Here is a 22,783-nt window from a genome sequence, read left to right on the forward strand (position 1 = left end):
CAGAAAGCCAACACCGACATGACCATCAAAGTCGCACTCGCCGGCGCCGGCGCCTTCGGCATCAAGCACCTGGACGGCATCAAGAACATCCCGGACGTAGAAGTGATCTCCCTCATCAGCCGCGACCTGGCCAAGACCCGGGAAGTGGCCGACAAGTACGGCATCCAGCACGTCACCACCGACCTGGCCGACAGCCTGGCCATCCAGGAGCTGGACGCCGTCATCCTGTGCACGCCCACGCAGATGCACGCCGCCCAGACCAAGGCCTGCCTGCAGGCCGGCAAGCACGTGCAGGTGGAAATTCCCCTGTGCGACGTGCTCAAGGAAGGCGAGGAAGTGCTGGCCCTGCAGAAGCAGGCCGGCAAGGTGGCCATGGTGGGCCACACCCGCCGCTTCAACCCCAGCCACCAGTACGTGCACAAGAAGATCCAGGCCGGCGAATTCAACATCCAGCAGATGGATGTGCAGACCTATTTCTTCCGCCGCACCAACATGAATGCGCTGGGCCAGCCCCGCAGCTGGACCGACCACCTGCTGTGGCACCACGCCGCCCACACCGTGGACCTGTTCGCCTACCAGGCCGGCAGCCCCATCGTGAAGGCCAACGCCGTGCAGGGCCCCATCCACAAGGACCTGGGCATCGCCATGGACATGAGCATCCAGCTGCAGGCCGCCAACGGCGCCATCTGCACGCTGTCGCTCTCGTTCAACAACGACGGCCCGCTGGGCACCTTCTTCCGCTACATCGGCGACACCGCGACCTACATCGCGCGCTACGACGACCTGGTGCAGTCGCACAGCAAGGGCGCCGAAGAGCCGGTGGACGTGAGCAAGGTCGACGTGTCGATGAACGGCATCGAGCTGCAGGACCGCGAGTTCTTTGCCGCCATCCGCGAAGGCCGCGAGCCCAACAGCAGCGTGGCCCAGGTGCTGCCCTGCTACCAGGTGCTGCACCAGCTGGAGCAGCAGCTCGCCGGCTGAGGCACGGCCCAGGGGCCGGATCGCTTGATCCGGCCAAAATAACCCGGGTAAAATTGCGGGCAGGTGCTGAGGGGCGCCTGCCCGCACAAGAGGCTCTCACCCTCCCGACTCGTTTCTTCTTCTTCCGTGGACAGACCGCGGTCTTCGTTCGAGCCCCATGCGGGACCGGCTCGCCGACGAGGACCTGGAGCACTGCCATGACCCCTTCCCTTTCCCTGCAGGCCCGTCGCGAGCTGACGCGCCAGTACAAGCAGGCCTTTCCCGCCATGGGCATCTATGCCCTGCGCTGCGAGGCCGCCGGGCTGCTGCGCGTGGGCAGCAGCCGCCATCTGGACGGAATCTTCAACCGCCTGCGCTTCGAACTCATGCGTGGCGCCCATCGCGACCGAACCTTGCAATCGGCCTGGAACACCCACGGCGCCGAGGCCTTCCGCTTCGAGGTCGTCGACCGCGTGAAGGAGCGCGACGATCCCGCCTTCGACTACGACGCCGAACTGGCGACGCTGCTGGCGCTGTGGGAGGCCGAGTTGCCGTCACCCGCGGCCGAGGGCGGCGCACGACAAGGAGGCGGCGTATGAGCCGGCCAACCGACGCCCAGGCCATGCGGCTCGGCCTCGCGCTGGCCCGGGCCCATGCGCGCCAGCAGCAGCGCCTGGACGAACGTCTGGGCATGTGGCACGGCCTCGACGCCAAGGACTTCCTGCTGCTCGATGTGCTGACGCAGGCATCGCATGGACGTCTGCCCACGCTGCAGCTCGCGCAGGCCCTGCACATCGCGCCCTCGGCGCTCGTCCGGCAACTGATGCCACTGGAGAAGACCGGCCTCGTCGCACGCGAGGCCGGCGCCGTGCTGCTGCGGCCCGCCGGCCGGCAACTGCATGCCGAAGCCGCGCAGACCGTGAGCGCGGTGTGCGCCAAGGCCTGGGCCGGCGTCGGGCTGGATCGGTGCGGCCCGGACGCACTGCAGTCGCAGCTCGATGCCGTGGCAAGCAGCGCCGTCATCCCGACACCGTCCGCGGCGCCCGTGCCATGAGCCAGCGGCCGCTCGGGCAGAAGCCCACCCGTGACGACGTCCCGACAGGAAGCGTCAAGGTCCCGGCGGAGGAACTCAAGGTGCGTGCCCGCGTGCGCCTGAACCGCGCCCACCGCGAGGGCCGCAGCGATGACCGCACCCTGGGCGACCATCTGCAGGCTGCGGCGCGCGAACTCGGCTTCCTGCACTGGGACCATGCCCGCCGTGTGCTGGGCGGCCTGGCCGCGCCGGGCGATGACATGGGCGACTTCTGGCATGCGCCGCGCACGGGCCTGCTGCTGCACCTCTGGTTCGCGCGCCATGACGAGGCAGCGCCGGTGCTCGCGACGCAGCCGGGCGGCTTCCTGCTGCCCTATCGCCGCCAGTGCTTCATCGTGCAGGCACCCTTCATCGAGGCCCTGGGCCTCGACGCGGCCGACCCTGCATGGCAAGCCATCGGCCATGACCTGGTGGCCGGCTACGGCACGGCGGCCTGGCAGCACCTAGCCTGGCAAAGAGTCCGTGCACCGCTTTCAACCTTCCAACCCCGACTAAGCTCTGCCCATGCACACACGACGTATCGCGAACTTTGAGGTCTCGGCCATCGGCCTGGGCTGCATGAACCTGAGCCATGCCTATGGCGTGCCCCCCTCGCCCGAGCAGGGCGAGCGCGTGCTGCTGGCAGCGCTGGATGCCGGCGTGACGCTCTTCGACACGGCCGCACTCTATGGCTTCGGCGCCAACGAAGAACTGGTGGGCCGCGTGCTGAAGAAGCACCGCCATCAGCTCACGCTGTGCAGCAAGGGCGGCATGGCCGGCGCCAGGGGCGAGGACGGCGTGATGCGCCGCGTGATCGACGGTCGCCCCGCCACGCTGCGCCGCAACTGCGAGGACAGCCTGCGCCGCCTGAACACCGACGTCATCGACCTGTACTACCTGCACCGGTGGGACAAGAAGGTGCCCATCGAGGATTCGGTGGGCGAGATGTCGCGCCTGATCGAGGAAGGCAAGGTGCGCGCGCTGGGCCTGTCGGAAGTCTCGGCAGGCACGCTGCGCAAGGCCGCCGCCGTGCATCCCATCGCCGCCGTGCAGACCGAGTATTCGCTGTGGACGCGCAATCCCGAGATCGCCGTGCTGGCCGCCTGCCGCGAATTGGGCACCGCCTTCGTGGCCTTCAGCCCGCTGGCCCGCGCCTACCTGACGGGCCGCCTCACGGACGTGGCCGCGCTGGACGCCAAGGACATCCGCCGGCCCATGCCGCGCTTCTCGGCCGAGCACTATCCGCGCAACCTGTCGCTGCTTTCCGGCTTCGAGGCCCTGGCGCAGGAAGCCGGCTGCACGCCCGCCCAACTGGCACTGGCCTGGCTGCTGGCCCAAGGCGAGGACATCCTCCCCATCCCCGGCACCACCAGCCTGGACCATCTGCACGAGGACTTGGCCGCGGCCGACCTCCGACTGCCCGCCGACGTGATCGCGCGCGCTGGCGAGCTCATCAACCAGCACACCGTGAGCGGTCCGCGCTACCCGGCGCAGGCGACGCAGGAAGTGGACACGGAGGAGTTCGCCGGCTGAACCGCGGTCGGTGTGCCGGGTGGCGGGCGTGGCGGCGCATCGGCCTTGAAGCGAACGCCGCTGTCCTCAGCGGCCCGCCAGCGCACGCACCGTGCCGGTCAGCACCGCGGTCATCGCGTCGCCCACGGCACGCAGCGGCCGGCTGTCGGCGTCCGACTTGCGGCACACCAGGGACATCTGCACCGCCGGTGCCGCACGGCCCAGCCGCACGAAGCGCACCGGGTAGGACTGGCAGAAGCCGCTGTCGACCAGGTGGACGAGCGCGATGCCCAGCCCTGCGCTGACCATCGCCACGATGGCCGGCACGCTGTCGAACTCCAGCGTGCCGCGCGCGGCCGGAACCTGGCTGGCCACGTAGCGGGCCGCCAGCTGGCCGGAAATGGTCTGGCGGTCGTAGCGGATCCACTCGTACTGTTTGAACAGCGCCGGAACCGAGGTCTCGCGCGCGTCGGGCGGCGCGATGAGCTGCATCTCGCGGCGCATCAGCGATCGCCAATGCAGGCGCACGGAGCCGCCTCCCTCCGGTTCGGCGACGACGGCGGCGTCGAGCTCGCCACGCTTGACCGCATCGGTCAGGCCGGCGCTGCGGCCACGCGTCGGCCGCACCTCCAGACGCGGGTACCGCTCACGCAGCGCCGAAAGGGTTCCCGGCAGCAGCGTGGGCATCAGCGACTCGATGATGCCGAAGCGAACCACACCCTCGATCGCCGTCACATCGCGCCGCCGCAATGACTGCAGCTGCTGCAGACCGGGCCGCAGCGCTGCCGCCACGTCATGGGCCAGCGCGGTCGCCCGGATCGCGTGGCCCGAGCGGTCGAAGAGAGGCTGCCCCAGATAGGCCTCGAGCTGTCGCATCTGCATGCTCACCGCACTGGCCGTCAGGTTCATTTCGGTGGCGGCCGCCGCCAGCGAGCCACCGCGCAAGACGGCATCCAGGGTGTCGAACATCTCGATCTTCATCAGATTTCCTTGCTTTGGAGCGCAAATTTATTCGCTTTTTCTTGGCAAGAGGCGTTTCTAGACTGCGTCCACCGATTCACTTCAGTCAAAAGAGACGCCCCATGAACACCGCCAAACCCCAAGGCTGGACCACCGAAGACGCCCGGCTCGACACCTCCTGGATCCAGCGTCTGAGCAGCGCCGAAGTCGCGGGCTTCGACCGCGCACTGGCGCATGCCAAGGCCTGCGGCAAGTCCTGGCTGGCGATGACCGCCGCGGACTTCCCGCTCGACGATGCCGCCCGCACGGCGCTGCAACGTGCCTTCGCCACCACGCAGGGCCGCTGGGGCATGTGCCTGCTCAAGGGATTTCCCGTCGACCGCTGGAGCGAGGAGGACACCAAGCTCGCCTACTGGGGCATGGGCCTGCACGTGGGCGTCGCGCGCACACAGAACCCGGCCAGCCAGTACATGAACGACGTGCGCGACGAGGGCGCTGCCTACAAGGCCGCCAACGGCCGCAGTCGCGGCTACAACACCAAGGCCGGGCTGGACTTCCACATGGACTCGGCGGACGTGGTGGCGCTGCTGTGCCGGCGCACCGCGAAGACCGGCGGCGAGAGCCTGGTGGCCAGCACGATCGCGGTGGCCGCCGAACTGGCGCGCCGGCGGCCGGACTTGCTGGAAGTACTGAAGCAGCCCTACTACCACCACTACCAGGGCTCGCAGGACCCCGAGCAACCGCCCTACTACGCCTGCCCCATCATCGGCAGCGACCCCGAGCACTTCACGATGCGGGTCAACCGCAAGAACATCGTGGCCGCCGAACGCGACTTCCCCGAGCTGCCCCGCGTGACGCCGCAACAGTGGGAAGCCCTCGACCTGCTCGAAGAGATCATGGCCGACCCGCGCTGGTGCTTCCGCATGCAGTTGGAGCAGGGCGACGTCCAATTGGTCAACAACTACGTGATCGTGCATTCGCGCACGCCCTTCGAGGACTTCGAGGAGCCCGACCGCAAGCGTCACCTGCTGCGCCTGTGGTTGGCCGTTCCGGGCTCGCAGCCGCTGCCTGCCGATTGGGCCGAGTACTTCATCGACACGCGGCCCGGCTCGGTGCGTGGCGGGTTGCGGGGGTCGCAGTCGACGGACGAGTTCGCCGCCTACGAGCAGCGGCAGGCCGCGGCATTGGGCATGGCCTGGCGACCCTGGGCGCCCGTGCGTCGACGCGAAGCGGCGGTTGCGGCCTGAAGTGCCCACGCTGCATGCGCAGCCGTCGTCCGTGCAGGTGCCGCCGCCGCGGCGGCACCGAATTCAGTCCGCGCCGACCTCACCCCGAATGGCGTCGTCGTGCTGGCCCAGCGTCGGGGCGGCAAAGGGCGCGGGCCCCGGCGTGCGCCCATAGACCCAGGGCTGGGCGAATGCGCGATAGCTGCCCAGCGTGGGATGCGGCAACGTCGTGATCATGGCCTCGGCCTGGACCTGGGGATCGTCGAACATGTCCGCGACGCTGCGGGCCGCGGCGCAGGGCACGCTGTCGCCGAACACCGTCTCCCACTCGCGTGCCGTCCGCGCCGCGAGGGCTTCTCGCAGGCGGGGCACGATCTCGTCGCGGTGCTGTGCCCGCTTCTTCACGGTGTCGTAGCGCGGGTCGTCGTGCAGGGCCATCAGCCCGGTCCGCTCGCACAGCGCGCGCCAGAAGTGCGGTGTGTTGGCCGACAGGTACAGGTGGCCCTCGCGCGTCGGGTGCAGACCGGTGAGGCCGCCCGAGCGCATGTCACGGCCCACGTCCCGCGGCTCGTCCTCGGCCCAGACGAGGCGGGCCGACTGCATCGTCAATGCCGCGCGCAACAGCGACACGCCGACCTGCTGGCCACGCCCGCTCTTCTCCCGCTCATAGAGCGCCGAGGCGATGCCCCCGGCCACCAGGGACGAGGCGAAGTAGTCCACCACCGAGCCGTAGAGGATCTCCGGCGGCCCGCCGCGTGGCCCCTGTTCGTCGCACATGCCGCTGTAGGTCTGCAGGACCTGGTCGTAGCCCGCCTTGTCCTTGAGCGGTCCGGTCCCGCCGAAGCCGGTGATGTCGCAGTAGATCAGCCGGTCGTTCAGCGGCTGGAGCTGCGCATAGCCGATGCCCAGTCGCTCGGCCACGCCCGGCCGGAAGTTGTGTACCAGCACGTCGGCCTCGGCCACCAGGCGCAGCAGCATCGCGAGGTCGGCAGGCTGCTTGAGGTCGAGCACGACACCACGCTTGCTGCGATTCACGCCGACGAAGGCGCGGCTTTCGTGGGCCAGGGTCGAGGGATAGTGGCGCAGGTTGTCGCCGCCGGGCGGCTCGATCTTCAGCACCTCGGCGCCCTGGTCGGCCAGTAGCGTGCAGCCGTAGGGTCCGGCGATGTAGGCACTGAGGTCGAGTACGCGCACGCCGGCCAGCGGGCCGCCTGTGGCGGCAGAAGAAGAGGGTGTCGTCATTCGGGCAGGATGTTCTGTTGCTGGGCCAGCTTGCGCCAGCGCGGGATGTCGGCGGCGATGACGGCCGCGAACTGCGCCGGCGTCATCGGGGCGGCCAGGGCGCCTTCCTTCAGGAGGAATTCCTTGAACTCGGGCGTGGCGAGCACCTTGTTCACCTCGGCGTTGAGCTTCGCGACCACGTCGGGCGGGGTGCCTGCGGGTGCCAGCAGGCCCCACCAGGCCTCGAAGTCGTAGCCCGGCGCCGCCGTGGCCATGGGCGGCAGTTCAGGGGCGATCGGGCTCGGCTGCGCACTGGTGACGGCAATGGCGCGGATGCGTCCGCTTCGCACGTGGGGCATGATCGACGGCCCGCTCGAGATCAGCAGCTGGACCTGGTTGCCGATCAGGTCGGTCACCGCGGGGCCGATGCCGCGGTACGGCACGTGCAGCACGTAGGTGCCGGTCAGCGCCTTCAACTGTTCGGTGGCGAACTGGTTCGTGCTGGCGATGCCCGAACTGGCATAGCCGTACTTGCCTGGCGCTGCCTTCAGGGCGGCCACGAGTTCCTTCGGGGTCTGGGCCGGGAACGTGTTGTTCACGGCGACGATGAACGGGCCCTTGGCCATCATGGCCACCGGCGCCAGGTCTTTGGCCGCGTCGAAGGGCAGCCGTGTCTGGATCGCCGCATTCGTAACCAGGCTGGACGACACGGCCACCAGCGTGTAGCCGTCGGCCGGTGCCTTGGCGACGAAGGCCGTGCCGGTGTTGCCACTGGCGCCAGGCTTGTTTTCCACCACCACCGGCTGCTTTAGGGCCATCGACAGGCCACGCGCCATGAAGCGCGCGAAGCTGTCGTTGGAGCCACCGGCCGCATACGGCACGACGATGGTGATCGGCTTGACCGGATAGTTGTCCTGGGCGTGGACGGACGGGATGCCCAGGGCGCACAGCGACGCGAGGGCGATGGCCGCGCGGCGATGCCGCTGGAAGGCGATGGACATGATTTCGAAGTCTCCTGTTGTTGGTGATGGACTGGCGCGGCCCGCGTTGCCAGGCCGCCCATGGGTTCAAGCCGGGCCTTGTCCGAGGCCCAGTCGCCGGGCGGCGGCGAGCGTCGCGCGGGCACGCAGCACGAATGGCGCGTCCACCATCTCGCCATCGACGGTGTAGGCACCGACGCCCCGGGCCTGCGCCTGGTCGGCGGCCGCCACGACGCGCTGCGCCCGGGCGATCTCCTCGTCGCTGGGGCGGAAGATGTCATTCGCATGGGCCACCTGGCTCGGATGGATGCAGCTCTTGCCCAGGAAGCCGAGACGCCGGGCCTCGCCCGCTTCGGCACGGAAGCCCTCGACGTCCTGGAATTTCGCGTAGGCGGCGTCATAGGCAAAGACGCCGGCCTCACCCGCCGCCAGCCGCAGCTGGAGCATCACCGCATGCACCGTTGCCGGGTCATGGCGGTCGATCTGCAGGGGCTCGAACAGGTCGCCCAGCCCGAGCTGCAGCCCGGCCACGCGCGGATGGGCCGCGGCCAGCGCATGCGCGAGTCGCAGGCCCCGCGCACTCTCGATGTTGAGCAGCAGGCCGACCGGTTCGGCGACGCCATTGGCCGCTTCGGCGGCATCGAGCGCTGCGGCGGCGGCAAGCACCTCGTCGGCCGATTCGACCTTGGGCAGATTGAGCAGCGCCAGGCCGGGGCGGACCACGGCGCGGACATCGGCCGCGAAGTGCGCCGACTGGCACGGGTTGACGCGCGCGATCAGCGTCTTGCCCGATGCACGGGGCGCCTCGGCACTGAGCAGCGTCTGCAAGGCCTGCCGGGCCTCGGCCTTCCGGTCGGGGCTGACCGAGTCTTCCAGGTCGAACGAGAGGGCATCGGCGTCGCTGCGAAGCGCCTTGTCGAAAAGCTCTGGCCGTGATCCCGGAACGAAGAGTTTGCTGCGCATGTCCGGCAGTGTGGCGATGCCCGGCACGAAGAAAAAGCACGTCGATCTTCAATCAGATCAAACAAAATCTATCTTCATGGAGACCAACTACCTGCGCACGTTCATGGCGGTCCTGGACGCGGGATCGATGTCGGAGGCGGCGCGGCGCCTGGATCTGACGGCTGCCGCGGTGGCGCAGCAGATGCGCGTCCTCGAACGCGAGTTCGGCGTTCCCCTGCTGCGCCGCTCGGGCCGCACCGTGACCCCGACCGAAGGCGGCCACCGCCTTGCCGGCCGCGCCAGCGCGCTGCTGGCCGAACTGGCGGGCATGCGCGCGACCGTCGGCAATGTCGACGGTGTGCTGGAGCTGACCGTGGGCGCCACCAACACGATGCTCAACGGGCCGCTGCCGGTGGTGCTGGACGCGCTCGCGCAGGAGCACCCGGCGGCGCGCATCGTCGTGCGCATGGGACTGTCGGCCGAGCTGTACGCCGAAGTGCTGGCAGGCCGGCTCGACGCAGCCCTGTGCCTGCATCCGGATTTCACGCTGCCCAAGTCCCTGAACTGGCTGCTGCTGCGCGAAGAGCCCCTGGTGGTGCTGGCGCCACACGCGTGGGCGCATCGGGACCCGCATGCGTTGCTGCGGGAAGAGGCCCTGATCCGCTATGACCGCCGCCTGGGCGGGGGTCAGGCCGCCGAGCGCTACCTGCGCCGGGCAGGCATCGTGCCGAGGGAGCGCTTCGAGATCAGCTCGCTCGCCGCTATCGCGGCCCTGGTCGGACGGGGTACGGGTGTATCGATCGCGCCCGACGTGGCCACCGGCTGGTCGAGTGCGCCGCCAGTCGCGCGGCTGCCGCTGCCGCGCCCCGCCGAATCACGGCGATTCGGCATGGTGTGGTTGCGCAACTCCCCGCGCACGCGCGCCATCGAGGTGCTGGTGGACCATGCGCGGCGCGTCGTGGCCCAGGGGCACGGCTAGGGTTGGGCGTCAGATCGCCACGAGCTGGCGTACCCCCTGCGCCTCCATGTCCTTGCCCAGCCCGCGCGCGATGACCTCGCCGCGCTCCATCACAAGGTAGTGGTCGGCCAGTTCCTCGGCGAAGTCGTAGTACTGCTCGCACAGCACGATCGCCATCTTCTGGCCCTTCCATCCTTCGTCGGCCAGGCGGCGGATGGCGCGGCCGATGTCCTTGATGATGCTGGGCTGGATGCCTTCGGTGGGCTCGTCCAGGATCAGCATCTTCGGGCCCGGCGCCAGCGCGCGGGCGATGGCCAGCTGCTGCTGCTGGCCACCCGACAGGTCGCCGCCGCGCCGATGCAGCATCTGCTTGAGCACCGGGAACAGCTCGTAGAGCTCGGGCGCGATGGGCGTCGATGCACTGCGGTAGGCCAGGCCCATGCGCAGGTTCTCTTCGACCGTCAGCCGCGCGAAGATCTCGCGGCCCTGCGGCACGAAGCCCATGCCGGCGCGGGCGCGCTCGTAGGGCGTCTTCTTGTGCACCGGCTGGCCGTCGAACTCGATGCTGCCGTTCTTGATCGGCACCAGGCCCATCAGCGACTTCAGCAGCGTGGTCTTGCCCACACCATTGCGGCCCAGCAGCACGGTGACCTGGCCCAGCGGCGCCTCGAAGCTGACGTCCCGCAGGATGTGCGAGCCGCCGTAGTACTGGTGGATGTTCTTGACCTTCAGCATGGCTCAACGTCCTAGATAAACCTCGATCACCCGCTCGTCGGACTGCACTTCGTCGAGCGTGCCCTGCGCCAGCACCGAGCCGTCGCACAGCACGGTGACGATCTCGGAAATGGTGCGGATGAAGCTCATGTCGTGCTCCACCACCATCAGCGAATGCTTGCCCTTGAGCGTGAGGAAGAGCTCGGCGGTGCGCGCCGTCTCCTCGTCGGTCATGCCGGCCACGGGCTCGTCGAGCAGCAGCAGCTTCGGGTCCTGCATGAGCAGCATGCCGATCTCCAGCCACTGCTTCTGGCCGTGGCTCAGCGTGCCGGCCATGCGGTTGACGCTGTCGGCCAGATGGATGGTCTGCAGGATCTCGGCCAGCCGATCGGCCTGGGCCGAATCGAGCCTGAAGAACATCGAGGGCTTCACGCGCTTGTCGGTCTTGAGCGCCAGCTCCAGGTTCTCGAACACGGTCAGGTGCTCGAAGACGGTGGGCTTCTGGAACTTGCGGCCGATGCCCAGCTGCGCGATCTCGGCCTCGCGGTGACGCAGCAGGTCGATGGTGCTGCCGAAGTACACGGTGCCTTCGTCGGGCCGCGTCTTGCCGGTGATGATGTCCATCATCGTGGTCTTGCCTGCACCGTTGGGGCCGATGATGCAGCGCAGTTCGCCAGGCGCGATGTCCAGACTCAGCTTGTTGATGGCCTTGAAGCCGTCGAAGCTCACGCTCACGTCTTCCAGGTACAGGATGCGGCCGTGGGTCACGTCCACCTCGCCGGCCACCGCAGGCCGGCCATAGCCGGCGGTGCGGCCGCCGGACTCGGTCGATGCGCCGGCAGGCAGGCCCTGGGCGCGGGCATGGCGCTCGGCGCCGGCTTCCATCAGGTCGGGCGTCATGCCTGGGCTCCCTTGGGTTCGACATGCACGGTGGGCAGCACGGCGGGCTCCACGCCCTCCTCCCTGGCCAATGCGCGCTGGGCTTCCTCGCGGCCGGTGGGGGCCACGGGCTCGGCGCCGGCCTCGGCCTTGCCGCGGTTCATCAGCCGGCGCACCAGGCCCACGATGCCGTCGGGCAGGAACAGCGTGACGGCGATGAAGAGCGCGCCCAGAAAGTACAGCCAGTATTCCGGCGCCACCACCGTGAGCCAGCTCTTGGCGCCGTTGACCAGGAAGGCACCCACGATGGGCCCCACCAGCGTGGCCCGGCCACCGACGGCCGTCCAGATGGCGATCTCGATGGAGTTGGCGGCACTCATCTCGCCCGGATTGATGATGCCCACCTGCGGCACGTACAGCGCGCCGGCCACGCCGCACATCATGGCCGAGATGACCCAGATGCTGAGCTTGTAGGGCAGCGGGTTGTAGCCGCAGAACATGGTGCGCGACTCGGCATCGCGGATGGCCTGCAGCACGCGGCCGTACTTGCTGCCGATCAGCCACTTGGCGAACAGGAAGAAGCCCAGCAGCACCGCGCCGGTGAGCGCGAAGAGCGTCATGCGCATTTCCTGCGTGGCCAGCGGAATGCCCAGGATGCGCTTGAAGTCGGTGAAGCCGTTGTTGCCGCCGAAGCCCGTCTCGTTGCGGAAGAACAGCAGCATGGCCGCGAAGGTCATGGCCTGCGTGATGATCGAGAAGTACACGCCCTTGATGCGCGAGCGGAAGGCGAAGTAGCCGAAGACCAGCGCCAGCAGGCCGGGCACCGCCACCACCATGAGCATCTGGAAGACGAAGCTGTCGCTGAAGGTCCAGTGCCATGGGAGCGTCTTCCAGTCGAGGAAGACCATGAAGTCCGGCAGGTCGCTCTTGTAGTTGCCGTCGCGGCCGATCTGGCGCATGAGGTACATGCCCATCATGTAGCCGCCCAGCGCGAAGAACAGGCCGTGGCCCAGCGACAGGATGCCGGTGTAGCCCCAGATCAGGTCCATGGCCAGCGCGCAGATGGCGTAGCACATGATCTTGCCGAGCAGCGCCACCGCATAGTCGCTGAGATGGAAGGCACTGCCTTCGGGCACCCACAGGTTGAGCACCGGCGCCAGGCCGCAGGCCACGATCAGCGCGATGAAGAAGGCGGTCCAGCCTTTGCCGCTGAGCAGCGGCGCCTTGGAGGGAAGTTGAACGGATGTCGTCATGGCTTCAGGCCTCGGCACTGCGGCCCTTGATCGCGAAGATGCCCTGCGGCCGCTTCTGGATGAACACGATGATGAAGACCAGGATGGCGATCTTGGCCAGCACGGCGCCCGCCCAGCCTTCGATGAACTTGTTGAGCACGCCCAGGCCCAGGGCCGCGTAGACGGTGCCGGCCAGTTGGCCCACGCCGCCCATCACCACCACCATGAAGCTGTCAACGATGTAGCTCTGGCCCAGGTCGGGGCCCACGTTGCCGATCTGGCTGAGCGCACAGCCCGCCAGGCCGGCAATGCCAGAACCCAGTGCGAAGGCGTAGGTGTCGACGCGGGCCGTGTTCACGCCCATGCACGAGGCGATGGGCCGGTTCTGCGTCACGCCGCGCACGAAGAGGCCCAGGCGCGTGCGGCTGATAAGCCAAGCCATCGATGCGAGCACGAGGCCGGCAAAGATGATGATGCCGATGCGGTTCCAGGGCAGCACCAGGTTGGAAAGCACCTCCAGCCCGCCGCTCATCCAGCCGGGGTTCTCCACGCCCACGTTCTGCGCACCGAAGATCGTGCGCACCAGTTGCTGCAGCATGAGGCTGATGCCCCAGGTGGCCAGCAGCGTCTCCAGCGGCCGGCCGTACAGGAAGCGGATCACGCCCCGCTCCAGCACCGCGCCTACCAGGGCCGAGGCCATGAACGAGACCGGGATGGCCGCCACCAGGTACCAGCCGAACAGAGACTCGGGCAGGAAGCGCTGGAACACGCCCTGCATCACGTAGGTGGCATAGGCGCCGATCATCATCAGCTCGCCGTGGGCCATGTTGATCACGCCCATCAGGCCGTAGGTGATGGCCAGGCCCAGGGCCGCCAGCAGCAGCACCGAGCCCAGGCTGATGCCGCTGAAGATCACGCCCAGCCGGTCGCCCCACACCAGCGCGCCATCGATGGACGCGATGCTGGCCTGGATGGCGGCCTTGACCTGCGGGTCGGTCTCATCGGCCAGGCGCTGGTTGAGCAGCAGCTTGGTGTCGGGGTTCTTGTTGTCGCCCAGCGCCTTGGCGGCGGCCAGGCGCTTGGCGGCATCTGTGCTCGACAGCATGGAGGCGTCGCGCACCAGCATCAGCTTGGCCTTGACCTTGGCGCTCTGCTCGGCGGCCAGGGCCTTCTCGACCAGCGGAACGCGCGACTCGTCGGGCTCCTTGAACAGGGCGTCGGCGGCTTCGAGCCGCACGGCCTCGTCGGGGCTGGTGAGTTTGAGCGCGGACTGCGCGGCATCCAGGGCGCCGCGCATCAGGTTGTTGTTGACCACGTCCTCGGCCTCGGCCGGCACCTTCACCTCGGTGCCGGTGACCGGGTCGAAGCCCTTGTCGTCCTTCATGACGAAGGCCTGCTTGTCGGTGAACTTCACCGCCTCGTCCACCAGCGCCTGCAGGAAGGCCTTGGTCTTCTCGTCGGCCACGGCGACGGCCTTGTTGATGGCGGCGATGCGGCTTTCGGCATCGCCCGAGGCCATGGCCAGGGCCTCGTCGGCCGTCAGCGCCCTGGCCGGCCCGGCCAGCATCAGCAGGGCGAGGCACGCCAGCTGCATGAACAAGCGGAGAGGTGTTTTCATGTCGTCCTCGACATCCAAAGAAAAGGCCCGATCCCGACAAGCAAGATCGAGCCTGTGCGCCCATGAGCTCAGGGCAAGCGAAGCGAAGCCCGTTCGCACGCACCCGCGGAACCGGCTTTGCCGGGCCGCCGGGGTGGTCTTGCAGACCGCGCTGCGCCAGTGGCGCAGCTCTTCGCCAGTCGGGCGAGGTCCACCGGACCTTGCCCGTACAGGCTCAGCCCCTTAAGAGGGATTCGGCTACACGAAGTGAGCAAGAAACGGGGTGGTCGTCACACCTTCGATTTGCCGTCGGGCTCGTCCTTCTTCTTGTCGTTGCCTTCGATGTACGGGCTCCAGGGCTTGGCCTTGACCGGCTCCTTGGTCTTCCACACCACCTTGAACTGACCGTCGGCCTGGATCTCGCCGATGAACACCGACTTGTGCAGGTGGTGGTTCTTCTCGTCCATCTTGCTCACGATGCCCGAGGGTGCGTTGAAGGTCTGGCCAGCCATGGCGGCGATGACCTTGTCGGTGTCGGTGGACTTGGCCTTCTCGACGGCCTGCTTCCACATGTTGATGCCGATGTAGGTGGCTTCCATCGGGTCGTTGGTCAGCGGCTTGTCCTTGTGGCCGGGGATGTTCTTGGCCTTGGCGTAGGCGGACCACTTCTTGATGAACTCGGTGTTGGCCGGGCTCTTGATGCTCATGAAGTAGTTCCAGGCGGCCAGGTGGCCCACCAGCGGCTTGGTGTCGACGCCGCGCAGCTCTTCTTCGCCCACCGAGAAGGCGACGACCGGCACGTCCTTGGCCTTCAGGCCGGCGTTGCCCAGTTCCTTGTAGAAGGGCACGTTGGAGTCGCCGTTGATGGTGGACACCACGGCCGTCTTGCCGCCCTGGCTGAACTTCTTGATGTCGGCGACGATGGTCTGGTAGTCGCTGTGGCCGAAGGGGGTGTACTTCTCGTCGATGTCGCTGTCCTTCACGCCCTTGCTCTTGAGGTAGGCGCGCAGGATCTTGTTGGTGGTGCGGGGGTACACGTAGTCGGTGCCCAGCAGCACCCAGCGCTTGGCGGCGCCGCCTTCCTTGCTCATCAGGTAGTCGACGGCGGGAATGGCCTGCTGGTTGGGCGCGGCGCCGGTGTAGAACACGTTCTTGGACAGCTCTTCACCCTCGTACTGCACGGGGTAGAACAGCAGGCCGTTCATCTCTTCGACGACCGGCAGCACCGACTTGCGCGACACCGAGGTCCAGCAGCCGAAGATGACCGAGACCTTGTCCTGACCCAGCAGCTGCTTGGTCTTCTCGGCGAACAGGGGCCAGTTGGAAGCCGGGTCGACGATCACGGGCTCGAGCTTCTTGCCCAGCACGCCGCCCTTGGCGTTGATCTCGTCGATGGCCATCAGCACCGTGTCCTTGAGCACGGTCTCGGAGATGGCCATGGTGCCGGACAGCGAGTGCAGCACGCCGACCTTGATGGTCTCTTGCGAGAAGGCGGCAGGCGCGGCGCCGAGGGTGGCGAGGGCGACGCTGGCGGTCAGCGCCTTGAGGGTGAAGCGACGTTGCATGGCTGCTCTTCTCCTGGGGGTTCGGTTGGCAAGGGATGAAAGGAACGGGATGGAGTCTCCTTGCCAGGCCCCGGGCGGGCTATACGCCGGGTGGCGTACATGCCGCGAAGGCGCGGCGCGCGAAGTCCCAGAACAGGCGGCCCGCGTCCGGCCCGGCAGGGTCTGCATAGCTGCCGCGGGCGCTCCCGCCGCTCCAGGCATGGCCGAGCGCCTCGATCTCAACCAATCGCACCTCCAGCACGCGGCCGCGGCGGTAGTCCGTGACCTGCATGGGAAGGCGTTTGCCGCGTTGCTGGATCACGGGCTCCGTGGCCTCCGCGCCGACGGCCCGCGCCCAGACCTCGGCCGCGAGGCGGCCGGCCGCGGGTCGCACCACCATGTCACGCCCGCCCTGCACCACCAGCAACCGCGGCAGCATGGCGGCGCCGTCTGCCGCCAGGTCGAGCGCAGGCGCGCGCCGTCCTGCCATGGCGCCCAGCGCCTGGCGCGCCGAGGTCGCGGCACCGGGCGCCACGCCCGAATGCATCATCACGGCCTGCAGTCGCTCTGGCGCGCGCATTGCGAGGCGCGACGCCAGCCCCGCCCCGGCCGACAGTCCGGCCACGGCGATGCGCGAGGCGTCGGCACCGTAGAGCAGGCAGGCCTGGTCGATCGCCGCCAGCACCAGGGCCGCCTCGGCGTCGGCCCGCTGCTCGGAGAACCAGTTCCAGCAGCCTTCGGGATTGGCCAGTGCCGACTGCTGTGGATAGAGCACCAGGAAGCCTTCCCGCCGCGCCAGCGCGTTCATGCGCGAGCCGATGGCGAAATCCCGCGCCGTCTGCCGGCAACCGTGCAGCATCACCACCATTGGCATGCCACGCACCGGGCGCCCCGGCACCGGAGGCGGCACGAACAGGTGATAACGGCAGGCCCCGCCCGCCGCGAAGGCCATGCCGGTCAGCCAGTCGCCGGGCCCCGGTGGCGGACGGCTGCTCTCGGCCGCTGCGTCGCGCACGCGCTTGGCCGCCACCAGGCCGGCGCGCGACATCGCGCCCGTCACCGCCTTCAACTGCCGTTGATAGGCCTTCGCGAAGGTACGGCCGAGAGAGGGAGGACGACGGGGCATGGGACAGCCTTGGAGAAGCAAAGCGCTGAATGCTTCGCCACCGCGGGCTGCCCGTCAATCAGCAGACTGCCCTGAGCCGCGCCGGCCATCGCAGAGGCTCCGCGCGGCCTGGGCAGCCTAATAGACCTCTGGAACGATCATGCTCTGGGGCACCGGCTGGCGGAAATAGTCGTCGTGCCGCTCCCGTTCGGGCAGCGCGATGGCGGCCCGCTCCACCTCGCGGTAGGGCATCTGGCCCAGCAGGTGCGAGATGCAGTTCAGGCGTGCCTTCTTCTTGTCCACCGCCTGCACCACCCACCACGGCGCCTCGGGGATGTGGGTGCGCTCCAGCATCGCCTCCTTGGCCTTGGTGTAGTCCTCCCAGCGCCGGCGGCTTTCCAGGTCCATGGGGCTGAGCTTCCACTGCTTGAGCGGATCGTGGATGCGGCCCAGGAAGCGCAGATGCTGCTCCTCGTCGGTGATGGAGAACCAGTACTTGATCAGACGGATGCCCGAACGCACCAGCATCTTCTCGAACTCGGGCACCGTGCGGAAGAACTCCTCCAGCTCGTCGTCGGTGCAGAAGCCCATCACCTTCTCGACGCCAGCGCGGTTGTACCAGCTGCGGTCGAACAGCACCATCTCGCCCGCCGCCGGCAGGTGCGATACGTAGCGCTGGAAGTACCACTGCGTGCGCTCCCGGTCGTTGGGTGCGGGCAGGGCCGCCACCCGCGCCACCCGGGGATTCAGGCGCTGGGTGATGCGCTTGATCACCCCGCCCTTGCCTGCTGCGTCGCGGCCCTCGAACAGGATCACCACCTTCTGCCCGCTGTGCTGCACCCAGTCCTGCAGCTTGACCAGTTCGCCCTGCAGGCGAAAGAGGGCCTCGAAGTAGGTGCGGCGCGGCACACCGCCTTCCTCGTGCCGCAGCACGCCGTCGGCGCCGACCACGCGGTCTTCCAGCTCCAGCTCGATCTCCTCGTCGTAGCCGTCGATCAGGTCGTCGGCGATGCGGCGCATCAGTGCGTCATGGTCGGTGGGCGTGAAATCGGAAGAAGGCATGGCGAGGCACCGGCAAGTGGACACGGGAAGGCCGCACATGCTCGTGCAGGCCCATGACGCGACCGTGACACTGTCGCCGCGCCCCGTCATCGGAATGACATGCCGACGTCACATCATCCCAGACCTACTTTCCCTCCTGCGCCGTGCCCTCGCCCCTGCCGCCTCCTGCTCCCCTCGCCGCTGGCGCCCATGGCGCGGACGCAGCCGGATTGATCTGCGGCTACCTCTTCGATGGCAGGCCGTGCTCGCCTGCCCGTCCGCTGGATCTGGACGAGGCGGCGTTGTGGCAGCAGGGGTTCACCGACACGCGCGCCGACGCCGACGCCACGGCCCCGCCGCAGCCGGACACCGCCCCGCCCTATGCCTGGCTGCACTTCAACCTGAACCATGCGCAGGCCCAGCGCTGGCTGGAACGGCACGCCGGCCTGCCCGACAGCTTCTACGAAGCCCTGCGCGACGGCGCGCACTCCACCCGCATCGAGCGCGACGACGACGCCCTGGTGGCGATCATCAACGACCTGCATTTCGACTTCGGGTTCGAGCCCTCCGACATCGCCACGCTGTGGATCGGCGTCGGGCCGCGCCTCGTGGTGACCGCGCGCACGCGGCCGCTGCGCTCAGTCGACGACCTGCGCCTGGCCGTGCGCACGGGCGAGGCACCGCGTTCCACCACCGAGCTCCTGGAGCGGCTGATGCGCACCCAGGCGGACGTGCTGGTGGGCGTGGTGCGCACCGTCACCGGCCGTATCGACGCCATCGAAGACTCCCTGCTCGCGCGACGCCCCGACGCGCAGCGCGCGAGGCTGGGCGAACTGCGGCGCGTCCTTGTGCGGCTTCAGCGCCTGCTGGCACCCGAGCCGGCGGCCCTCTTTCGCCTGCTGCAGCGGCCGCCCGCCTGGATGGCCGAGGCCGACGCCCAGGGGCTGCGCGATGCATCGGAAGAGTTCTCGGTGGTGCTGCGCGACATGCACGGTCTGCAGGAGCGGGTGAAGCTGCTGCAGGAGGAGATCGCCGCCAGCGTGCAGGAGGACAACAACCGCAGCCTCTTCGTGCTGACGGTGGTGACCGTGCTGGCCCTGCCCATCAACATCCTGGCCGGCCTGTTCGGCATGAATGTGGGCGGCATCCCGCTGGCCGAGAACCCGCACGGGTTCTGGCACCTGGTGGCCATCGTGGCCACCTTCACCGCCGTGGCGGCCTGGCTGGCTTTCAGGAAGAAGAAGTAGCGTCCGCGGGCGCCGTTGCACCAGCGGGCGCTTCGGGCGACTCGTGGACCTGCATCGACAGGTCGAACAGCTTGGCCTTGCCCGCGTAGTAGCGGTCCAGCCGCCAGTCGCGCAGCACCTCGATGGCCAGGTCGAAGCTCTTGTAGTCCAGCGCGTAGAGCGAGGAAAGCTCGAAGCCGCGGTCGGTCTCCAGCGCCAGGACCAGGGCCGCCAGCGTACGTGCCGCGGGATCCTCCGGCGGACGGCGTTCGATGTATCGGCGGGCTTCCTTGATGGCGTTCATGCGAGGTAAAAATGACGGACGGGCGGCGATTCTGCGCTGGCCCCGGCGCCAGAAATATGACAACTCCGAGCGGGTCCAAGGGTTGTTCCCAGCTCGCGCAGGCGCTCGCATGCCTCGGCCCCTTCACCATGAGGGCAAAGCGAAGTCCTTAGAATCGCACGAGTGTTCGATAACGACCTCAACGCCGACCTGCATTGCCACTCCGTGGTCTCGGACGGCACGTTGACGCCCGAAGACCTTGCGGCCCGTGCCGCCGCCAACGGCGTGCAGCTGTGGGCCCTGACGGACCATGACGAGGTCGGCGGACTGGATCGCGCGGCCGAGGCGGCCCGGGCCAACGGACTGCGATTCCTCACCGGGGTCGAGATCTCTGTCACCTTCTGCAATGAGACCGTCCACATCGTGGGCCTGGGCTTCGATGCCGGGGACGCGGCCGTGCGGCAGGGCCTGTACGACACCCGCAATGGTCGCGGCCCACGTGCGCGCGAGATCGCCGACCAACTCGCCCGCGTGGGCATCAAGGGCGCCTACGAGGGCGCGCTGCGCTTCGTCGGCAATCCCGAACTCATCTCGCGCACCCACTTCGCCCGCTTCCTGGTCGAGCAGGGCCACTGCCGGGACACCTCCGAGGTGTTCCGCAAGTACCTGACCGAAGGCAAGCCGGGTTACGTGCCCCACCGCTGGGCCAACCTGGGCGACGCCATCCGCTGGATCCGCGATGCGGGCGGCGTGGCGGTCATCGCCCACCCGGGCCGCTACAAGTTCAGCGCCAACGAGGAATATGCCCTTTTCACCGAATTCAAGGGCCACGGCGGCCAGGCGGTGGAAGTGGTCACCGGCAGTCATACCTCGGCCGAATACGTCGAATATGCCGAGAAGGCGCTCGAATTCGGCTTTGCCGCGTCGCGCGGCAGCGACTTCCACAGCCCCGAAGAGAGCCATTGCGATCTGGGGCGACTGCCCCTCCTTTCGCCCAGCCTGCAGCCCGTCTGGTCCCTGCTGGCGGACCGCGTGCAGTGACCGGCGTGGCCTGCGCCACGCAGGGAGCCGTCCCCTCGCGCGACACGCTGCGGACGCTGGCCGGCATGGCGCTGCTGCTGCTGGCCGTCGGGTGCTTCGCGGTGCTCGACACCACCACCAAGGTGGCCTCGGCTACGGTGCCCGTCTTCATGGCCGTGTGGTTCCGCTATGCCTTCCAGGCCGTGGCCACCACCGCCATCCTGCTTCCCCTTCACGGCACCGCGCTGCTGCGCACGCTGCACCCGCGCTTCCAGGTGCTGCGTGGAGCGCTGCTGCTGGGCAGCAGCCTGCTGGCCTATCTGAGCCTGGGCCACATGCCCATGGCCGAATTCACTGCCATCGTCCTGGTCGTGCCACTGGCCGTCACGCTGATGGCGGCCACCGCCCTGGGCGAGCGGGTCTCGGCCCTGCGCTGGGCATTGGTCGCAGGCGGCTTCGTGGGCACGCTGCTGATCCTGCGCCCGGGCGGTGAGGGCTTCGGCTGGGCGGTGCTGATGCCCGTGGGACTGGTGGTGTGCAACGCCTGGTTCCAGGTGCTGACCAGCCGCCTTGCCCGCACCGAGAAGCCGCTCACGCTGCACTTCTACACCGGTTGGGTGGGCACGCTGATCGCCGCGCTGTTCCTGCCCCTCGCCTGGCAGGCGCTGCCTGGCTGGCAGGACTGGGCGCTGCTGGCGCTCATGGGGCTGATGGGCACGGTGGGCCACTTCCTGCTGATCCTGGCCTACCAACGCGCGAATGCCTCGACGCTCACGCCTTTTCTCTACGCGCAGATCGGCTTCGCCATGCTGGGTGGTTGGCTGGTGTTCGACCAGTTGCCCGACCGCATGTCGTTCGCGGGCATCGGCTTGATTGCCATCTGCGGCGCAGGCGGCGCCTGGCTCACGGTGCGGGAACGGCGCCAGCCCAACGAGCCCGTCGAGGGCTGAATTTCGGCAGAAAGACAAGACCATGGCCCAGTATTTCGAGGTGCATCCCGACAATCCCCAGCCGCGCCTGCTCAAGCAGGCGGCGGCGCTGCTCGCCAAGGGCGAGGTAATCGCGGTGCCCACCGACTCCAGCTATGCGCTGGCCTGCCAGCTGGACGACAAGAACGCGGTCGACAAGCTGCGCCGCATCCGGCAGATCGACGAGAAGCGGCTGCTCACGCTGCTGTGCCGCGACTTGAGCGAACTGGCCAACTACGCCCGGGTCGACAACCGCCAGTACCGCCTGCTCAAGACCTGCACGCCCGGCCCCTACACCTTCGTCCTGGAAGCCACCAAGGAAGTCCCGCGCCGCGTGAGCCATCCGCAGCGCAAGACCATCGGCCTGCGCGTGCCCGAGCACCCGGTGCTGGCCGAACTGCTGGCGCTGCACGGCACGCCCCTCTTGGCCAGCACGCTGATCCCGCCCGGGGAGACCGAGCCGATGAACGATCCGCAGGAGATCCGCGACCGCTTCGAGAAGCTGATCGGTGCCGTGATCGACGCCGGCGCATGCACCTCCGAGCCCACCACGGTGGTCGACCTCACGCCCATGGACGCAGGCGGCGAACCGGCCCTCATCCGCCAGGGCCGCGGCCCGCTCGGCCCGCTGGGCCTGTGAAACCCGTCTGAGACAATCCCGCGGTGGAAGCCTCCAACCTCATCCAGACCGTCCTCATCTACGCCCTGCCGGTGATCTTCGCGATCACGGTGCATGAGGCGGCCCATGGCTACGTGGCCCGCCATTTCGGCGACAACACGGCACAGATGATGGGGCGGCTCACGCTCAACCCGCTCAAGCACATCGATCCGATCGGCACCATCGCGATGCCGATCCTGCTGTACTTCGCCACCTCGGGCGCCTTCCTGTTCGGCTACGCCAAGCCCGTTCCGGTCAACTTCGGCCACCTGCGCAACCCCAAGCGCGACATGATCTGGGTGGCGCTGGCGGGTCCGGCCTCCAACTTCATCCAGGCCATCCTCTGGACGCTGTTCCTCGTCGGCATCACCGTGGCCGGCGTGCAGGAGCGCTTCTTCGTCGGCATGGCCAATGCCGGCATCCTGACCAACCTGGTGATGTGGGCCTTCAACCTGTTCCCGCTGCCGCCGCTCGACGGGGGCCGCATCCTGGCCGGCCTGCTGCCGCGCGGCCGGGCCCAGTACTGGCTGGCCCGCGTCGAGCCCTTCGGTTTCTTCATCGTGATGGGCCTGGTGGTGCTGGGCGTGGTCGGCTCGCTGTGGCTGCGGCCGCTGATGGGCCTGGGCTATGCCTTCCTGAACCTGCTGATCTCGCCCATTGCCGCGCTGCTGCGCTGATCCCCTTT

24 protein-coding genes are annotated in these 22,783 nt (G+C 68.4%); 12 read left to right on the forward strand and 12 right to left on the reverse strand.

Annotation, left to right across the window (positions count from 1 at the left end; genetic code table 11):
- The first annotated feature begins 18 nt into the window (after window positions 1-18).
- From BXA03_RS12965 to BXA03_RS12985, 5 genes are all read left to right on the forward strand, one after another.
- Complete coding sequence (locus BXA03_RS12965) at window positions 19-981, forward strand: Gfo/Idh/MocA family oxidoreductase (RefSeq protein ID WP_076508263.1); 963 nt, start codon at window positions 19-21, stop codon at window positions 979-981.
- Window positions 982-1,178: 197 nt separating this feature from the next.
- Complete coding sequence (locus tag BXA03_RS12970; RefSeq protein ID WP_076508266.1) at window positions 1,179-1,559, forward strand: GIY-YIG nuclease family protein; 381 nt, start codon at window positions 1,179-1,181, stop codon at window positions 1,557-1,559.
- Complete coding sequence (locus BXA03_RS12975; protein ID WP_083716056.1) at window positions 1,556-2,014, forward strand: MarR family winged helix-turn-helix transcriptional regulator; 459 nt, start codon at window positions 1,556-1,558, stop codon at window positions 2,012-2,014. Before BXA03_RS12970 ends, BXA03_RS12975 begins: the two co-directional genes overlap by 4 nt.
- Entirely contained in the window at window positions 2,011-2,586 is a 576-nt protein-coding gene (locus tag BXA03_RS12980) for a hypothetical protein (RefSeq protein ID WP_200803378.1), read from the forward strand. Before BXA03_RS12975 ends, BXA03_RS12980 begins: the two co-directional genes overlap by 4 nt.
- Window positions 2,558-3,565, forward strand: coding sequence for an aldo/keto reductase (locus BXA03_RS12985; protein WP_076508268.1), 1,008 nt, complete (start codon window positions 2,558-2,560; stop codon window positions 3,563-3,565). Before BXA03_RS12980 ends, BXA03_RS12985 begins: the two co-directional genes overlap by 29 nt.
- Window positions 3,566-3,631: 66 nt before the next feature.
- Here BXA03_RS12985 and BXA03_RS12990 read toward each other — a convergent pair whose 3' ends face one another.
- Complete coding sequence (locus BXA03_RS12990) at window positions 3,632-4,525, reverse strand: LysR family transcriptional regulator (protein ID WP_076508270.1); 894 nt, start codon at window positions 4,523-4,525, stop codon at window positions 3,632-3,634.
- 101 nt (window positions 4,526-4,626) lie between these two features.
- Here BXA03_RS12990 and BXA03_RS12995 point away from each other — a divergent pair, with 101 nt between their 5' ends.
- Window positions 4,627-5,751, forward strand: coding sequence for a TauD/TfdA family dioxygenase (locus tag BXA03_RS12995; RefSeq protein WP_076508272.1), 1,125 nt, complete (start codon window positions 4,627-4,629; stop codon window positions 5,749-5,751).
- 63 nt (window positions 5,752-5,814) lie between these two features.
- On the opposite strand, the gene BXA03_RS13000 is transcribed toward BXA03_RS12995, so the two are convergent.
- From BXA03_RS13000 to BXA03_RS13010, 3 genes are all read right to left on the reverse strand, one after another.
- Complete coding sequence (locus BXA03_RS13000; protein ID WP_076508275.1) at window positions 5,815-6,972, reverse strand: CaiB/BaiF CoA transferase family protein; 1,158 nt, start codon at window positions 6,970-6,972, stop codon at window positions 5,815-5,817.
- The gene (locus tag BXA03_RS13005; protein ID WP_076508277.1) at window positions 6,969-7,952 is read right to left on the reverse strand and encodes a tripartite tricarboxylate transporter substrate binding protein; all 984 of its coding nucleotides are present in this window, start codon (window positions 7,950-7,952) and stop codon (window positions 6,969-6,971) included. The genes BXA03_RS13000 and BXA03_RS13005 overlap by 4 nt, the downstream gene beginning before the upstream one ends.
- A gap of 66 nt (window positions 7,953-8,018) precedes the next feature.
- Complete coding sequence (locus tag BXA03_RS13010; protein ID WP_076508543.1) at window positions 8,019-8,894, reverse strand: HpcH/HpaI aldolase/citrate lyase family protein; 876 nt, start codon at window positions 8,892-8,894, stop codon at window positions 8,019-8,021.
- 76 nt (window positions 8,895-8,970) lie between these two features.
- Here BXA03_RS13010 and BXA03_RS13015 point away from each other — a divergent pair, with 76 nt between their 5' ends.
- Complete coding sequence (locus BXA03_RS13015; protein ID WP_076508280.1) at window positions 8,971-9,852, forward strand: LysR family transcriptional regulator; 882 nt, start codon at window positions 8,971-8,973, stop codon at window positions 9,850-9,852.
- Window positions 9,853-9,861: 9 nt separating this feature from the next.
- Here the strand turns inward: BXA03_RS13015 and urtE are convergent, their stop codons facing one another.
- From urtE to ppk2, 7 genes are all read right to left on the reverse strand, one after another.
- A complete protein-coding gene (gene urtE, locus BXA03_RS13020) occupies window positions 9,862-10,566 on the reverse strand; it encodes an urea ABC transporter ATP-binding subunit UrtE (RefSeq protein WP_076508282.1) in 705 nt (234 codons plus the stop codon).
- Between the two features lie 3 nt (window positions 10,567-10,569).
- Window positions 10,570-11,445, reverse strand: coding sequence for an urea ABC transporter ATP-binding protein UrtD (gene urtD / locus BXA03_RS13025; RefSeq protein ID WP_076508285.1), 876 nt, complete (start codon window positions 11,443-11,445; stop codon window positions 10,570-10,572).
- Entirely contained in the window at window positions 11,442-12,677 is a 1,236-nt protein-coding gene (urtC, locus tag BXA03_RS13030; RefSeq protein ID WP_076508287.1) for an urea ABC transporter permease subunit UrtC, read from the reverse strand. The genes urtD and urtC overlap by 4 nt, the downstream gene beginning before the upstream one ends.
- A 4-nt stretch (window positions 12,678-12,681) precedes the next feature.
- Window positions 12,682-14,250, reverse strand: a complete 1,569-nt coding sequence (urtB, locus tag BXA03_RS13035; RefSeq protein WP_234983684.1) for an urea ABC transporter permease subunit UrtB — start codon at window positions 14,248-14,250, stop codon at window positions 12,682-12,684.
- Window positions 14,251-14,543: 293 nt separating this feature from the next.
- Window positions 14,544-15,818, reverse strand: coding sequence for an urea ABC transporter substrate-binding protein (gene urtA / locus BXA03_RS13040; RefSeq protein ID WP_076508289.1), 1,275 nt, complete (start codon window positions 15,816-15,818; stop codon window positions 14,544-14,546).
- Between the two features lie 79 nt (window positions 15,819-15,897).
- On the reverse strand, window positions 15,898-16,923 hold the full coding sequence (locus BXA03_RS13045; RefSeq protein ID WP_076508292.1) for an extracellular catalytic domain type 1 short-chain-length polyhydroxyalkanoate depolymerase: 1,026 nt from the start codon (window positions 16,921-16,923) through the stop codon (window positions 15,898-15,900).
- 117 nt (window positions 16,924-17,040) lie between these two features.
- The gene (gene ppk2, locus BXA03_RS13050) at window positions 17,041-17,964 is read right to left on the reverse strand and encodes a polyphosphate kinase 2 (RefSeq protein ID WP_076508295.1); all 924 of its coding nucleotides are present in this window, start codon (window positions 17,962-17,964) and stop codon (window positions 17,041-17,043) included.
- Window positions 17,965-18,107: 143 nt separating this feature from the next.
- Between ppk2 and BXA03_RS13055 the strand changes: the two genes are divergently transcribed.
- Window positions 18,108-19,190, forward strand: a complete 1,083-nt coding sequence (locus tag BXA03_RS13055; protein ID WP_083716057.1) for a transporter — start codon at window positions 18,108-18,110, stop codon at window positions 19,188-19,190.
- On the opposite strand, the gene BXA03_RS13060 is transcribed toward BXA03_RS13055, so the two are convergent.
- On the reverse strand, window positions 19,174-19,473 hold the full coding sequence (locus BXA03_RS13060) for a hypothetical protein (protein ID WP_076508298.1): 300 nt from the start codon (window positions 19,471-19,473) through the stop codon (window positions 19,174-19,176). The two genes, BXA03_RS13055 and BXA03_RS13060, sit on opposite strands and share 17 nt — an antisense overlap.
- Window positions 19,474-19,635: 162 nt before the next feature.
- On the opposite strand from BXA03_RS13060, the gene BXA03_RS13065 reads away from it, so the two are divergent.
- From BXA03_RS13065 to BXA03_RS13080, 4 genes are all read left to right on the forward strand, one after another.
- A complete protein-coding gene (locus BXA03_RS13065) occupies window positions 19,636-20,493 on the forward strand; it encodes a 3',5'-nucleoside bisphosphate phosphatase (protein ID WP_076508301.1) in 858 nt (285 codons plus the stop codon).
- A 65-nt stretch (window positions 20,494-20,558) separates the two neighbouring features.
- Window positions 20,559-21,422, forward strand: a complete 864-nt coding sequence (locus BXA03_RS13070; RefSeq protein WP_083716071.1) for a DMT family transporter — start codon at window positions 20,559-20,561, stop codon at window positions 21,420-21,422.
- A 22-nt stretch (window positions 21,423-21,444) separates the two neighbouring features.
- On the forward strand, window positions 21,445-22,080 hold the full coding sequence (locus BXA03_RS13075; protein WP_076508307.1) for an L-threonylcarbamoyladenylate synthase: 636 nt from the start codon (window positions 21,445-21,447) through the stop codon (window positions 22,078-22,080).
- 23 nt (window positions 22,081-22,103) lie between these two features.
- The gene (locus tag BXA03_RS13080) at window positions 22,104-22,775 is read left to right on the forward strand and encodes a site-2 protease family protein (protein ID WP_076508310.1); all 672 of its coding nucleotides are present in this window, start codon (window positions 22,104-22,106) and stop codon (window positions 22,773-22,775) included.
- The last annotated feature ends 8 nt before the right edge of the window (window positions 22,776-22,783 follow it).

It is taken from the genome of Pseudacidovorax sp. RU35E (assembly GCF_900156165.1).
Taxonomy (GTDB): Bacteria; Pseudomonadota; Gammaproteobacteria; order Burkholderiales; family Burkholderiaceae_C; genus Xenophilus.